A 13438-nucleotide genomic window follows, 5' to 3' on the forward strand; every position below is an offset into this window, starting at 1 on the left:
GTTATGCACCGGCTAACCTTAACCGGGCGCAGGTTTTTTTTATTTTCCTGAGACTTCTCTGCCGGAAACTGCGCTGACTAGACCAGCAGCTCTTCGAGAAACATCGCCAGCGCCTTGCGTGGATCGTCTTCTTCAGAAACGATCACCTCGATCCCCCACTGCCCCAGCACCTCTTTGGCGACCGGGTTATTACGGTTAGTGAACAGATACGATTTTGGTCGCGCCGTCGCCAGCCCGGTGCGGCCCCACATTTTAGTCAGACGGTAAAACAGCAGGCGAATGTTGAAATCACTGATGCTGTAGCCGACAAACAGCACAGAATTGCCCATCACGTCATGGGTCAGTTTAATGTCGAGCGGCGAGTCAAAATAGAGACGTTCGAAATAGCTGCTCTCATCAAGCACGATTGAGGTGTCATCATCGAAGTCACCGTGCAGTTTGATGATGTGGCGCTTATCTTCGGTCAAAGAGACCAGGTCGGCAGCATTGGCCACTTTATAATAGGGTACGCCGTGCGCGTCGTGCGCCGCTTCCAGCCAGCGATCATAGTTAGTAGTGTAAATGCGGGAGAAGTTACCCTGGGTAATCATGGTATGAATTTCAGAAGACCGGACATCGATATCCGGACGGTGCCACTCGCGATCCATCCAGCTGCGCAGCGGGCCTAACGAACCTTTCTTCTGCTTGTAATACTCCGCCAGCGACAGATGCGTGCCATAGGTATTAAAGATTTTGGGATCGTAACCCAGCTCGTTTGCAAGATGCGCAATCAGTTCGTGCCACTCGGGAAGACCAAAATTGCGCGAAATACCGGCACCGGCAAATAGAATCAGTTTGCCGGAATCATAGGCGCGCTTAAGTTCAGGTTTCATGCCACTCCCCGCGAGGTTTTTAAAAAGGTAGCGAAGCGATCCAGCGCAATGCGCCGCATCGAAATCTCATTCTTGAGTTCACCCATTTCCGCAAAGGTCTGGTCATAGCCTTCGGGAATAAACACACAGTCCCACTGAAAGCCACGTGTCCCGGCAGGTTTCGCGGCAATGGTGCCACGCAGTTCGCCAGAAAACTGATACATTTTACGGCCATCGCAATAGCCCAGCACCGTTTTAGCCGTCACCGCCTGGCTGTCGAGCCCCTGTACCAGCGCGGTAAAGCGCTCAGCGTCCAGGCGGTTCCAGAAGATGCGGGTCAGACCGGCGGGGAGACCATTGAGGCCATCCAGATAGAGGCCGGTATGCTCCACAAACAGCGGTCGCCCAATCAGCGAAAACGCCTTGGTGAGTTTGTCGCGCACCAGGTCAAGCTCGTTTTCAGTCTGAATTTCTTCGATGCGACGGGCAATGGGCAGCACTTCGACCCCGATGGGTTCGAGTATCTTGCGCACCTCAGCCAGTTTTGGTTCATTGGCAGAAAGGAATCTGATTTTCATGGGGCTTCCAGGTTAATTACTCCACCAGGCACTGAATGTTAACGGAAACAGGCGGGCAGGATAAATCACTAACGCTGAAGAGTGTAGCTCAATTCGGTGAGGCGCTGCGAGCCGGGGGCGGTCAGACGAGAGAGGCGCGGGAGGAGATCCAACATTGTTCTGGCTCACTTTTTTAATGAAAAGCCGGAACAGCGCCGGCTCTGTGGACTCAGTAAACAATGCCCGGTGGATTTACTGTGGAGTGCGTAATAGCTTCATCCTGTTCGCCCCAGCGGGCCAGCACCTGCTGATACTGACCGCCCGTAATGGTGCCGTCGAGCGCAGCCTGTAGCGCCGGGGCCAGACCATTGCCCTTTTTGGTGGTCACGGCAACCCAGGCGCGAAACGGCCCACTGCCCACCAGCTTTGTCTGACCGCGTGACGCCACTTTCCAGGCCGCCATGGAGTGAGGTCCAAACATCGCATCGGCCCGCCCAGACAGCAGCGTCAGCGTCGCCGATGCATCATCAGTAAGGTAGATCGGCGTTAACGCAGGCAGACCTTGGGTCCGGTTTTGCTGATCCCAGCTCAGCAATATGCGCTCCTGATTGGTGCCCGACGAGACGATAATTCGCTTGCCGGCAATATCCGCCGGGCTATTAATCCGGCTGATTTGACTGTCGCTTTTCACTGCAAAGGCGTGGTTGTCGGCGCGATAGGTCGCAAAATCGAACTTCTTCTTGCGCTCTTCAGTAACGGCTATATTGAACATCGCGACATCATAGCGTCCGGCGCTGATGCCCAGCGGCCAGTCCTCCCATGAAGCCGGAACCAGCTTCAGCTTTAAACCCAGGCTGTCCGCCAGCAGTCTGGCAATATCCGGGTCACTGCCAATCCGTGTCACGTTGTCTGACGCCAGCAGTGACAGCGGCGGTGAGTTGGTGGCTGAGGTCGCAACCGTCAGCGTACCAGCTTCGATAAAATGAAAACCAGCGGGAATTTTAGCGATCGCCTGCGGATTAGCCGGGGCAGGGATCGGCACCTCATTTTTAAGCACATCAAGCTTCTCTGCCGCTGAACAGGTCAGCGCCGGAAGAAGCATCAGCGCGGTAAACGTTAGCCCTCTCATAACACGCGCGCCAGGAAACGGCGGGTGCGTTCATGACGCGGATGATTGAGCACCTGCGTCGTGCTGCCCTGCTCCACAATCCGGCCATCCACCATAAAGACCACGTTATCCGCCACTTCCCGGGCAAAGCCGATCTCATGCGTCACAATCACCAGCGTAGTCCCGGAACGTGCAAGCTTTTTAATCACGTCGAGGACTTCGCCGACCAGCTCCGGGTCCAGCGCCGAGGTCGGCTCATCGAACAGCATGACACGCGGATTAAGCATCAGCGCACGCGCAATAGCGATGCGCTGCTGCTGCCCGCCCGACAGATGTCGTGGCCAGGCATCCGCTTTATGGCGCAGGCCCACAATATCCAGCAGTTCACCGGCGCGCTGTATCGCTTCCGTTTTCGTTAACTGCCGATGCGCAATCGGCGCTTCAATCAGGTTATCCAGCACGCTGAGGTGTGGGAACAGATTGAAATTCTGGAACACATAGCCGACGTTGATGCGCTGGCGCAGAATCGCCTTCTCTTTCAGCTCATAAAGCTTATTGCCGCGTTGCTGATAGCCGATGTAGTCACCATCAATCTGAATAAATCCCTCATCGACCCGCTCCAGATGATTAATGGTGCGCAGCAGCGTGGATTTACCGGAACCGGAGGGGCCAAGAATCACGGTTACTGAACCGGGTTCCAGCGACAGCGAAACATCATCCAGCGCTTTATGTTTACCAAAACGTTTACTGACCCCGGTGATACTGATGGCTCCGGTGGTGTGTGAAGTGCGGTAATCAATGGCTTCTGACATGGCTGATCTCCTCGGTTGGATGAAGGGGTGTGACGCGGTTGCGCCACTGTCGCCAGCGAGAGGGTTGCGGTTCACGCGTGACGCTGCGGGCCATCCAGCGTTCAGCGTTATACTGAATCACGGACAATACGGTGGTAATAATCAGATACCAGGCGGCCCCCACCATCAGTAGCGGGATCACTTCCTGATTACGGTTGTAGATCATCTGGATGGTGTAAAACAGCTCCGGCATCGCCAGCACGTAAACCACGGAAGTGCCCTTCGCCAGGCTGATGATCTCGTTAAAGGCGACAGGAATAATGGCGCGCAGTGCCTGCGGCAGAATGATGCGGAAGGTGCGGCGCGTGGCGGAGAGACCCAACGCGGACGCGGCTTCTACCTGACCGTGATCGACACCGAGGATCCCGCCACGAATAATCTCCGCACTGTAAGCCGCCTGCACCAGCGTCAGACCAATAACGGCAGCCTGGAACTGGCCCAGTACGTTAATCGTCTGATACGCGCCCCACGACAGACCGGTGAACGGAATGCCTATCGACAGGGTGTCGTAGAGATAGGAGAAGTTATAAAGAATAATCAGCACGACAATCAGCGGCAGTGACCTGAACAGCCAGATATAACCCCACGCCAGCGTGCTCAGCAGCCATGACGAGGAAAGTCGCGCCAGCGCCAGCAGACCGCCCAAAAGCAGGCTGAATACTGTGCCCAGCAGGGTCAGCAGCAGCGTCTGACCCAGGCCATGCAGGATCACAGGATCAAAGAACCAGCGGGCAAACACGCTCCACTCCCAGCGTGGGTTAAAGGCCACCGACTGCACCACGCCCGCCAGTATAAACAGCGCCACGATAGCCCCGGCGGTGCGGGCCGGGTAGCGCGCTGGCACCACCTGTAGTTGTTGATGCTTGCTCATCGTCACTCCTTAACTCGCTTCGGCGACGTTATAAACGCCGATGACTTTACTAAAACGCAGTCGTCCGTCATGGGGCGGCTGGCCGTAACGCTCCAGATCGCCGCTGAGATCAAAATGAGGCTGATAGCCGTGGCCGGTATAGAGCCGTACCGCTTCCGGCTGGCGAAAGCCGGTGGTGAGAAACAGCCGCTGATAACCTGCCTGCAGCGCACGCCGCTCCAGCTCCTGCAACACCACCAGTGCCAGCCCCTGACGACGCAGATCGCTGCGTGTCCAGATACGTTTCAGCTCGGCGGTTTGTGGATCACAGGGTTTGTAAGCGCCCATCGCGATAATCTCGCCGTCACGCTCCAGCACAATAAACAGCCCCTGCGGCGGCAGATACCATTCGGTCAGTTCCTGCTCTTTATGCCGGGCAAAGTAGTCACCGTAGCGCGCGGAATATTCATCAAATAGCCCGCCGAGAATCGGCTGGAGCGCTGGTGCATCGGGTGAAACATCGCGAAAAGTGGATTCACTCATGGTCAGCTCCTTAGTCGCCCAGCCCGGCGGGATTGATTTCTGAACGGTCGATCTTCTCAACACCTTCACCCCAGCGGTTCAGCACCTTCTGATAGTCGCCATTGCCGATCACGCCGTTCAGCGCAGTGCTGATCGGTTCCGCCAGGCCGCTGCCTTTCTTCACGGTAACGGCGATGTGTGCCGCTTTTGGCCAGCCACCATCGACACTGCCCACCAGGCGGGTTTTACCCGTCAGTGCCGCTTTCCAGGCTCCAATCACGTTGGGACCGAAGTATGCATCTGCGCGGCCTGCCTGCAGCGCCAGCGTTTGAGCCGCATCATCTTTGGCGTAGATCGGCGTAAAGGCTTTGAGTCCTTTTGCCTGATTCTCTTTATCCCATGCCAGCAGAATCGCCTCCTGATTGGTGCCGGATCCCACGATGATCCGCAGCCCGGCGATATCCTCTGCTTTAGTCAGTGATTTTATCGGGCTGCTGGTTTTGACATAAAAACCCAGGGAGTCTTTACGGTAGGTAGCAAAGTCGAATTTCTCTTTACGATCTTTGGTCACGGTGATGTTGGAGATCGCCGCGTCATACTTGCCTGAGGCCACACCCAGCGGCCAGTCTTCCCACGACGCAGGCACGACGTTGAGTTTCAGTCCCAGGCTGTCAGCGACAAGCCGGGCAATGTCCACTTCACTGCCGAGCAGGGTTTTGTTGTCGTCGGAAAACACGGTGAGCGGTGGCGAATTCAGTGCCGCAACCGCCACGGTAAAGGAACCTGGCACCACAAAGTGATGACCGGCAGGCAACTGAGCGATGGCATCCGGATTCTTCACGGTATTGACTGGCGCTTTATTCGCTTCAAGACTGACCCGCTGGCCGTTATAGGAAACGCGGGTATCTTCCGCCAGCGCATGGCTGCTTGCCGCCAGAATAAGCAGGGCGAGAAGAGGTGATGTTTTTTTCATGGCCTGTGCCCTATTGTGAGGTGAACTGATTAACGGGTTGTTTCAGGGCAAAGCTGTCGCGCAGGGTGCTGCCCGGATAGTCGCGACGCGTCAGCCCGCGAGCCTGCAGAATCGGCACCACGCGGTCGACAAAGCGTTCAAAGGTATCGGGCGTGCCGCCATTGATGATGAAGCCGTCAGCGGCCTGGGTCTCAAACCACTGCTGAAGACCATCGGCGACCTCTTCCGGTGTACCGTGGAACAGCGGGCGCGGCGTGGCGGCTTCCAGCGCCGCCTGACGCAAGGTGTGACCGTGCTCGCTGGCTTTGCGTTTGATCTCGTCGGTGGTGCTGCGGAAACTGTTCTGACCTACGTCGCCAATGTCCGGAAACGGCTGATCCAGCGGGTATTGTGAAAAGTCGTGATGGTCGAAGAAACGCCCCAGGTAATTGAGCGCATCGGTAATTGATACCAGCGCCGCCGTGGTCTGATACTGGCGCTCCACATCCTCTGCATCATCGCCAACAATCACGCTGACACCCTGGAAGATGTGCAGATCCTCTGGCTGACGGCCATTCGCCTCCAGTTGCTGCTTCACATCCTGATAAAAAGCCTGCGCCTCTTCGCGGGTCGGCTGATGGGTAAAGATGGCGTCAGCGTGACGCGCCGCCAGCTTTTTACCGTCCTCAGAGGCCCCGGCCTGGAAGATAATCGGACGGCCCTGCGGCGTGCGGGCAATGTTCAGCGGCCCCTGCACCTGGAAGAAGTCACCGTGATGATCGAGCGTATGTAACTTTGCCGGATCGAAGAACTGCCCACTCGCTTTGTCGCGCACAAAAGCATCCTGCTCCCACGAATCCCATAAGCCTTTCACCACCTGCAGATACTCATCGGCAATGCGGTAACGCAACGCATGCTCAGGATGTTTCTGGCGGGAAAAGTTTTTTGCGGAACCTTCCAGCGGCGAGGTCACCACATTCCACCCCGCGCGACCGCCGCTGAGGTGATCAAGGCTGGCAAACTGACGCGCCACGGTGAACGGCTCGCTGTAGGACGTGGAAACGGTGCCGACCAGTCCCAGATGTTCCGTAACGCCCGCCAGGGCAGACAGGAGTGTCAGCGGTTCAAAGCGATTGAGAAAGTGTGGTATCGATTTCTCATTAATAAATAATCCGTCGGCGACAAACAGGAAGTCGAGCTTGCCCTGCTCCGCTTTACGGGCGATTTTTTTGGCGTAATCCAGGCTGATGCTGGCATCAGCCTGTGCCGCAGGATGGCGCCAGGCGGACATGTTTCCCGATGCGCCATGCAGAATAGTGCCCAGCCGAAGTTGTCTTGTGGTCATGATGCTCTCTCTTTTTTTAGTCGTAGCGGTGCCCGACGACGGTGTTCAGAACCGTCGTGCGTTAGCGGGCTGCAGATGAATTCAGTTCAGAATGGATTCCCGACATCGCGCATTAAGATGTTGCAGCGCCTGGCGGGCCAGTCGGGCAAAGTAGTCGGCGGCGGGGGCAATCAGCGCTTCATCAGGGGTAAAACTGGCGTGATGCAGACCAAAATCACTGGCGCTGCCAATGCTGACAAACGCACCGGGCACCTGTTGCAGATAAAAGGCAAAATCTTCGCCCAGTAGATGCAGATCGGCCGTCTGCACCCGATAACCCGCCTGCTGCGCCACTTCAGTGCTGAAGTTCGCCCAGTGCGCGTCATTGATCAGCACCGGCGGGCCAGGATGCCAGCTCAGGGTTGCCTGCGCGCCATTGGCTTCGGCAACGTGTTCAACCAGCACCCGCACCCGCTGCTCCAGTTCCGCGCGCACCTGTAAATCATGGGTTCTGGCCGTGCCGCCAAACTCAACGCCGCCGGGTAACACGTTCCAGCTTTTACCGCCGTCGATACGCGTAATGCTCAGCACCAGACTGTCCAGGGCACTGAAGCTGCGGCTGGTGAGTCCCTGTAACGCCTGAATGATCTGGCTGGCGGTGACAATGCTGTCGACGCCCTGTTCCGGATACGCAGCGTGTGCGCCTTTGCCAGTCACGCAAATAATAAATTTATCCGTATTGGCGTAGAACGGCCCGCTGCGGGTAGCGAATGTGCCAATGGGCAGCGAGGGTTCATTGTGCATGCCGAAAATGGCCTGTACCTCATCAAGTACACCCACCTCAATAAACTGTCTGGCTCCTCGCGCGATCTCCTCTGCGGGCTGAAACAGAATACGTACCCGGCCAGGCAATTGATCGGACAGCGTGTTGAGCTGCAACGCTGCGCCCAGCATCACCGCGCTGTGCAGGTCGTGACCGCAGGCGTGCATGACGCCAGGATGACGGGAATGAAACCGCACACCGCTCGCCTCATGGATCGGCAGCGCATCGATATCCGCGCGCAGCGCAATCACCGTCTCTCCACTGCCAATCTCCGCCACCACGCCGGTCTCGAGGGGATAATCCAGAATCCTGATGCCCGCTGCGGCTAACCATCCCCGCAGTCGCGTCGTGGTCGCAAACTCCTGACCCGACAGCTCTGGCCAGGTATGCAGTTCACGTCGCCATTCGATCAGTTGTGACTCATGGTTCATGATGACTCTCCACTGAGATTCAGGCTGCGACCAGATGATGCGTAGCCAGCAGTTCAAGTGACGTCAGGCGGGCAACCGGCTCGGTAATCGGCGTGTCGATCACGAACTCATCAATATCAAAGTTATGATGCAGTGCATCCAGTTGAGCATGAACCTGCGCTGATGTGCCTTTTAGCAATGACGGTGTGCGCGGCTCTATTTTGTAATCCTTGTAACCGCCCTGACGCACATAGCGTTCGGCCTGCTCAAGACTGGCGACATTGACGCCTGGGCCCTCTTTCACTGCGACGTGATAATGGCGCAGACCGGAAACCAGCAGGTCTGCGCCGGCGGGTGAATCGGCCACCACCACCTGTACAGCCACCAGTGCGCGCTGACCGTGACTCAGGCGGGAGAAAGTACTTAACGCGCGCTCCAGTAACTGACGATCGCCATTGAGGTGGGCCGCAAACACAAACTGCCAGCCCAGACTGGCGGCGAGCCGGGCGCTCTCTTCACTGGCACCCAACAGAAAACGATTGGCCGGACGTGACGGCAGTGGCGAGGCGGCTAAGCCTTCGTCATCAACATGAGGTTGAGCGGCCGTGAGCCAGCTATCCAGCAGCTGAAGCTGATTAGCAAAGCTCCCTTTTTTAGCGGCATCGACACCCTGTTGCAGTGCATGGGTGGAGAGCGGTAATCCACCTGGCGCTTTGCCTATACCGAGATCGATACGTCCGGGAGCCAGAGAGGCGAGCAGATTAAAGTTTTCTGCCACTTTATAGGGGCTGTAATGCTGCAACATCACTCCGCCCGATCCGACGCGAATATGACGGGTCTGAGCAACGATCCACGCAATTAACACTTCCGGTGAAGGACTGGCGAGCTGCGCGGTGTTGTGATGTTCTGCCAGCCAGAAACGGTGATATCCCCACTCCTCTGCCAGCTGGGCCAGCTGCAGGGTGCGCTGCAGCGCCGCGGTGGGCGTTTCGCCCTGCAGCACGGGTGCTTTATCTAACAGACTCAATCGATATGCCATTCACCTGGTCCTTGTTAATTCCGGTTGCTGACCAGTGTGCTGCGCAGGTGATTATTGGTAAAACATCATATTGTTTTATGCTTTATTGAATTCGTCATAATGGGGAGGGATGAAAGGATAAATGAGGATAACGGCGCTGAAACAGGATTTGATAGCCAGATCTCACGGATAAAACGGCCTGTTACCTGAAAAAAAGGCGATTGAAACCAGCGAGCCGGCAAAGTTATGCAGAAAATCGTCTTAAGTATGGAAAGCTGTTATGCGTTCTGCCGCGGCGCTGCCTTGATAACAGACATCGGGAATACAACACACTGAAGTCCATTCTGTACTGGAGGAAGAAAGCGCAGAACGTCGGGCAATTAAATAAGCATACTGAGCTTTCAATTGAGGAAAGATAAGTGACTAAAACATTATTTTAGTTAAGGTCGCTGCGAGTTTTGTTTCAGAGGAAAATACCGGGTATTGATAATCGCCACATTGACTTCACAGGGAATGCCGTCGTCGAGATAAACCGTTTCATTAAGCTGAATGACCGCATCGCCTTCCGCTAAATTAAGTAACGTAAGTGATTGTGTATCCGCAAGATTGACGGCTGTTAAATGCTGGTCTCTGAGCTGAACTTTTTTACCTGTCACCTCTTCAATATAGGCATATTTGGAGATTTCCAGCTTGCTGAATTCCATGCTGTTGAACAGGTTTACTGGCAGGTGGATATGTTCCAGTGCCACCGGAATATCGTCAAAACACATCAGACGTAAAATTTTATAAATCTGATCGCTGCTCTTGATACGCAGTGCCTGGGCCATGTCCGCTGAAGGAACCCTGACGATACTGACAGAGATAATTTTTCTGACACCTTTATGGCCATTTCTCTGAGCCTGATAATCAAAAGGTGAAAGCACATGATATCGGTGAGCCTGGCTACTTATCTCCGCGGAACCCACAAAAATACCCGATCCTTTTACCCGATATATTCTCTGCTGTTCTACCAGAATACGTGTCGCCTCACGCACCGTTGCGCGTGTAATGCCGATATTTTTGGCAATTGATATTTCGGTATCCAGCTTTTCTCCGGGTTGAAGGCCATCATCCTTAATTTTATTGAGGATGTAATTAACCACCTCTTTTTGCTTTTCAGTAATGCCATCAGCCATTGGCTTTCTTCCCATTTGCGTGAAGGACGGTCTCCCTCTAATCCGTGTCAGTACAGTTCTGCCTGACATTGCCGGATGAGTACCACTACGGCTCGCTGAATATGTGATCAACTTATCAAATTGGCACTGATGTTAAGCCTGTTCAGCCAAATTTTAACTTTACATGTTGTGTCAGTACACGTCGAAGGACATTATCGAGATGACTAGACATCTTTAACATGTACAGATGTACCGGTTAAAGTGAAATTTAATTTTATGTGCACGCTAAGAAACGCGTTATTTCTTAACGGCTTGATAAAACGTTCTTTTACGAATCGGACTGCCTTTATTTTCCCGCACAGTGAGTGGACGCAGGTTGCCTGCAGGTTCAGTCAAAAAGGGATGAAAGGCGTTTTAATAAAAAATGACTGTACATATTCAGGCATTTTCAGCAGGAGCAAGGCGATGTCACACCTGGCTAAGTGGTTAAACAACGAGAAAATCCAGTATGTCGAAAGCGTTGCTGACTGGCAGGAAGCACTCGTCATTGCGGGGCGTCCTCTGCTCAGTGAGGGCGCAATCTCGCAGGATTACATTGATGCGATCATTCAGCAAAAAGAGGAGATCGGGCCCTTTTTCGTCATCGCTCCGCAGATTGCAATGCCTCACGCCCGTCCGGAACAGGGCGCGCACAAACTGGGGTTGTCGATTGTGCTGCTGGGCACAGCCGTGAAATTTGACTCTGAAGAGAACGATCCGGTAAAGGCCATTTTTATGTTTGCCGCGCCGGACAGCAATAGCCATATCGAAATGATTTCTGAGCTTGCAGAAGTTCTGTCTGATGAAGCGATCATGGCCCAACTCTTCAGGGTGACCAGTAAAGAAGCGCTGATAACGATTTTATCGGGCGTCTGAATTGCCCGCTAAAACACGACATGTGATCAACAGTGAATGAGGTGAGATATGAAAATTATGGCGGTTTGTGGTTCAGGTCTGGGCAGCAGCTTCATGATGGAAATGAACATTAAGAAGGTGCTTAAAACTATTGGTGTTGAAGCGGAAGTTGAACATTCTGATCTCGGCTCTGTTACGCCCGATGTGGCGGATGTTTTTGTGATGGCAAAAGATATTGCCTACAGCGCCAACCTTCCTGAACAGAAGGTTATCATCATTAACAACATTATTGACCTGAAAGAAGTGGAACAAAAAATACGCGAGTATTTTGAGAAAAACTGACGCTAATAATTAGATAAACACCTTACCCTCGAGGTTAATATGTTTACTCAAAATCTTTTGCAGTTCGTCGTCGACGTGCTGAAAGTGCCCTCAATATTAGTCGGACTGGTGGCATGTTTCGGACTGATTGCGCAGAAGAAGCCGTTTCCTGACGTTATTAAGGGCACGGTTAAAACCATTCTGGGCTTCCTGGTGCTGGCAGGCGGAGCGACCGTCCTGGTCGGTTCCCTGACACCACTTGGCGACATTTTTAAACATGCATTTGATGTTCAGGGCATCATTCCTAATAACGAAGCAATGGTCTCTATCGCACTGGCAAAATATGGTGCGCCAACCACGATGATCATGGCCTTCGGCATGGTCGCCAACATCGTTGTTGCCCGATTTACCCGACTTAAATATATCTACCTTTCCGGCCATGTGACCTTCTATATGGCCTGTATGATCGCGATTATTTTATCAGTTGCCGGTTTTGAAGGTGTGCAGCTTATTTACACCGGCTCACTGCTTCTGGGTATTCTGATGGCCACCTTCCCGGCAATTGCACAGCCTTATATGCGTAAGATCATCGGGGGCGACCATGTCGCGCTGGCGCATACCGGGACCATTGGCTATGTCTTATCTGGCTGGATCGGCTCTTTAGTGGGTAAAGGTTCTAAATCCACCGAAGAGATGAACATGCCAAAAAACCTCAGTTTTTTGCGCGACAGCACGATCTCCATCTCGCTAACGATGATGATTATTTACTTAATCCTGTCGGTGTCAGCAGGTAAAGAGTATGTAGAGGCCAACTTCAGTCATGGTCAGAACTACCTGGTTTACTCGTTTATTCAGGCCATAACTTTTGCGGCGGGCGTCTTTATTATTCTGCAGGGTGTGCGCTTAATCCTGGCTGAGATCGTTCCGGCCTTTACCGGCTTTTCAGAAAAACTGGTACCGGATGCAAGACCCGCGCTGGATTGCCCGATTGTTTTCCCTTATGCCCCGAATGCGGTGCTGGTCGGCTTTATCTCCAGCTTTGTTGGTGGCCTGGTTGGGCTGTTTGTCCTCGGTCAGCTGCATTGGGTATTAATTCTGCCGGGTGTTGTGCCCCACTTCTTCTGTGGCGCTACGGCGGGCGTATTTGGTAATGCCACCGGTGGCAAACGCGGGGCGATTTGCGGTGCCTTTGCACATGGCCTGCTGATTACCTTCCTGCCCGTCGCGTTGCTACCGGTACTGGGACAGATCGGCCTGACCAACACGACCTTCTCGGATACCGACTTCGGCGTGACCGGCATTCTGCTTGGCAATATGGCTCACTTTATGGACAAGGGAACCATCACAATGATCATCACCGGTATTTTTGGCTTGTTAGTGATTTATAACTTCATGGCCAAAAAGAAGGCACCTGCTGAAACGAATGCAGGGTAAAAAGAAAGTGTACTAACCCAGAAAGGGCGATTAGCCCTTTCTGGGCGTGTGTTTCATCGGCTCTTCATTCCCCTCCTGGTCCTTATCAGAATCCCCCTCACCTGTGCCGACAATAGCCGTAATTTACGCTCGTTACGCTCATCCCTGACCTGAAACGCCTCATCGTCACACAGATTCACTGACATCTTCTGGCACTAATCACACTAAAAAAGGACTATTCCGAACACAAAATGTGATCTATATCACATTTACAACATTAGTCCGGCTAATAGATAAAATTTAACAATAAAACAATTGAATGATAATGATTAACATTTACACTCTCATCCGCATATAACAAAGCGTTAAACGCTGCAAAGTCCACAAATA

General features: G+C 53.6%; 14 protein-coding genes. 3 read left to right on the plus strand and 11 right to left on the minus strand.

The genetic code is table 11. The features are described 5' to 3' along the window. Positions 1-77 precede the first annotated feature (77 nt). The 11 genes from NP77_RS20265 to NP77_RS20315 all read right to left on the minus strand — a co-directional run bounded on the left by NP77_RS20265 (position 78) and on the right by NP77_RS20315 (position 10441). Entirely contained in the window at positions 78-872 is a 795-nt protein-coding gene (locus NP77_RS20265; protein ID WP_003855101.1) for an SIR2 family protein, read from the minus strand. Then, positions 869-1429: a non-canonical purine NTP pyrophosphatase gene (locus tag NP77_RS20270; protein WP_003855100.1), complete on the minus strand. Its 561-nt coding sequence runs from the start codon at positions 1427-1429 to the stop codon at positions 869-871. The genes NP77_RS20265 and NP77_RS20270 overlap by 4 nt, the downstream gene beginning before the upstream one ends. Positions 1430-1637: 208 nt before the next feature. After that, a complete protein-coding gene (locus NP77_RS20275) occupies positions 1638-2537 on the minus strand; it encodes an ABC transporter substrate-binding protein (RefSeq protein ID WP_039661435.1) in 900 nt (299 codons plus the stop codon). After that, positions 2534-3328 (minus strand): amino acid ABC transporter ATP-binding protein, encoded by a 795-nt coding sequence (locus NP77_RS20280; RefSeq protein ID WP_008924653.1) that lies wholly within the window; start codon positions 3326-3328, stop codon positions 2534-2536. The genes NP77_RS20275 and NP77_RS20280 overlap by 4 nt, the downstream gene beginning before the upstream one ends. Beyond that, a complete protein-coding gene (locus tag NP77_RS20285; protein ID WP_008924652.1) occupies positions 3312-4238 on the minus strand; it encodes an amino acid ABC transporter permease in 927 nt (308 codons plus the stop codon). The genes NP77_RS20280 and NP77_RS20285 overlap by 17 nt, the downstream gene beginning before the upstream one ends. A 9-nt stretch (positions 4239-4247) precedes the next feature. Further along, the gene (locus tag NP77_RS20290; protein ID WP_003855096.1) at positions 4248-4760 is read right to left on the minus strand and encodes a GNAT family N-acetyltransferase; all 513 of its coding nucleotides are present in this window, start codon (positions 4758-4760) and stop codon (positions 4248-4250) included. Between the two features lie 10 nt (positions 4761-4770). Then, positions 4771-5712: an ABC transporter substrate-binding protein gene (locus NP77_RS20295; RefSeq protein WP_008924650.1), complete on the minus strand. Its 942-nt coding sequence runs from the start codon at positions 5710-5712 to the stop codon at positions 4771-4773. A 10-nt stretch (positions 5713-5722) separates the two neighbouring features. Then, on the minus strand, positions 5723-7036 hold the full coding sequence (locus NP77_RS20300) for an LLM class flavin-dependent oxidoreductase (protein ID WP_039661436.1): 1314 nt from the start codon (positions 7034-7036) through the stop codon (positions 5723-5725). Between the two features lie 81 nt (positions 7037-7117). Further along, positions 7118-8269, minus strand: coding sequence for an amidohydrolase (locus NP77_RS20305; RefSeq protein WP_039661437.1), 1152 nt, complete (start codon positions 8267-8269; stop codon positions 7118-7120). 19 nt (positions 8270-8288) lie between these two features. Further along, on the minus strand, positions 8289-9287 hold the full coding sequence (locus NP77_RS20310; protein ID WP_039661438.1) for an MsnO8 family LLM class oxidoreductase: 999 nt from the start codon (positions 9285-9287) through the stop codon (positions 8289-8291). Between the two features lie 419 nt (positions 9288-9706). Next, a complete protein-coding gene (locus NP77_RS20315; protein WP_003855087.1) occupies positions 9707-10441 on the minus strand; it encodes a GntR family transcriptional regulator in 735 nt (244 codons plus the stop codon). Between the two features lie 444 nt (positions 10442-10885). Here NP77_RS20315 and NP77_RS20320 point away from each other — a divergent pair, with 444 nt between their 5' ends. The 3 genes from NP77_RS20320 to NP77_RS20330 are packed head-to-tail and all read left to right on the plus strand — an operon-like array spanning position 10886 to position 13069. Beyond that, a complete protein-coding gene (locus tag NP77_RS20320; RefSeq protein WP_039661439.1) occupies positions 10886-11335 on the plus strand; it encodes a PTS sugar transporter subunit IIA in 450 nt (149 codons plus the stop codon). Between the two features lie 48 nt (positions 11336-11383). Then, positions 11384-11656 (plus strand): PTS sugar transporter subunit IIB, encoded by a 273-nt coding sequence (locus NP77_RS20325; RefSeq protein WP_003855084.1) that lies wholly within the window; start codon positions 11384-11386, stop codon positions 11654-11656. 39 nt (positions 11657-11695) lie between these two features. After that, positions 11696-13069 (plus strand): PTS ascorbate transporter subunit IIC, encoded by a 1374-nt coding sequence (locus NP77_RS20330; RefSeq protein ID WP_008924645.1) that lies wholly within the window; start codon positions 11696-11698, stop codon positions 13067-13069. Positions 13070-13438 lie beyond the last annotated feature (369 nt).

It is taken from the genome of Pantoea sp. MBLJ3, from assembly GCF_000816655.1.
In the GTDB taxonomy this organism is placed as follows: Bacteria; Pseudomonadota; Gammaproteobacteria; order Enterobacterales; family Enterobacteriaceae; genus Pantoea; species Pantoea eucalypti.

What these genes read in the sequence shown, in the direction of transcription:
- NP77_RS20265 (WP_003855101.1), bottom strand. Translation starts at nt 872, where the DNA reads ATGAAACCTGAACTTAAGCGCGCCTATGATTCCGGCAAACTGATTCTA.
- NP77_RS20270 (WP_003855100.1), bottom strand. Translation starts at nt 1,429, where the DNA reads ATGAAAATCAGATTCCTTTCTGCCAATGAACCAAAACTGGCTGAGGTG.
- NP77_RS20275 (WP_039661435.1), bottom strand. Translation starts at nt 2,537, where the DNA reads ATGAGAGGGCTAACGTTTACCGCGCTGATGCTTCTTCCGGCGCTGACC.
- NP77_RS20280 (WP_008924653.1), bottom strand. Translation starts at nt 3,328, where the DNA reads ATGTCAGAAGCCATTGATTACCGCACTTCACACACCACCGGAGCCATC.
- NP77_RS20285 (WP_008924652.1), bottom strand. Translation starts at nt 4,238, where the DNA reads ATGAGCAAGCATCAACAACTACAGGTGGTGCCAGCGCGCTACCCGGCC.
- NP77_RS20290 (WP_003855096.1), bottom strand. Translation starts at nt 4,760, where the DNA reads ATGAGTGAATCCACTTTTCGCGATGTTTCACCCGATGCACCAGCGCTC.
- NP77_RS20295 (WP_008924650.1), bottom strand. Translation starts at nt 5,712, where the DNA reads ATGAAAAAAACATCACCTCTTCTCGCCCTGCTTATTCTGGCGGCAAGC.
- NP77_RS20300 (WP_039661436.1), bottom strand. Translation starts at nt 7,036, where the DNA reads ATGACCACAAGACAACTTCGGCTGGGCACTATTCTGCATGGCGCATCG.
- NP77_RS20305 (WP_039661437.1), bottom strand. Translation starts at nt 8,269, where the DNA reads ATGAACCATGAGTCACAACTGATCGAATGGCGACGTGAACTGCATACC.
- NP77_RS20310 (WP_039661438.1), bottom strand. Translation starts at nt 9,287, where the DNA reads ATGGCATATCGATTGAGTCTGTTAGATAAAGCACCCGTGCTGCAGGGC.
- NP77_RS20315 (WP_003855087.1), bottom strand. Translation starts at nt 10,441, where the DNA reads ATGGCTGATGGCATTACTGAAAAGCAAAAAGAGGTGGTTAATTACATC.
- NP77_RS20320 (WP_039661439.1), top strand. Translation starts at nt 10,886, where the DNA reads ATGTCACACCTGGCTAAGTGGTTAAACAACGAGAAAATCCAGTATGTC.
- NP77_RS20325 (WP_003855084.1), top strand. Translation starts at nt 11,384, where the DNA reads ATGAAAATTATGGCGGTTTGTGGTTCAGGTCTGGGCAGCAGCTTCATG.
- NP77_RS20330 (WP_008924645.1), top strand. Translation starts at nt 11,696, where the DNA reads ATGTTTACTCAAAATCTTTTGCAGTTCGTCGTCGACGTGCTGAAAGTG.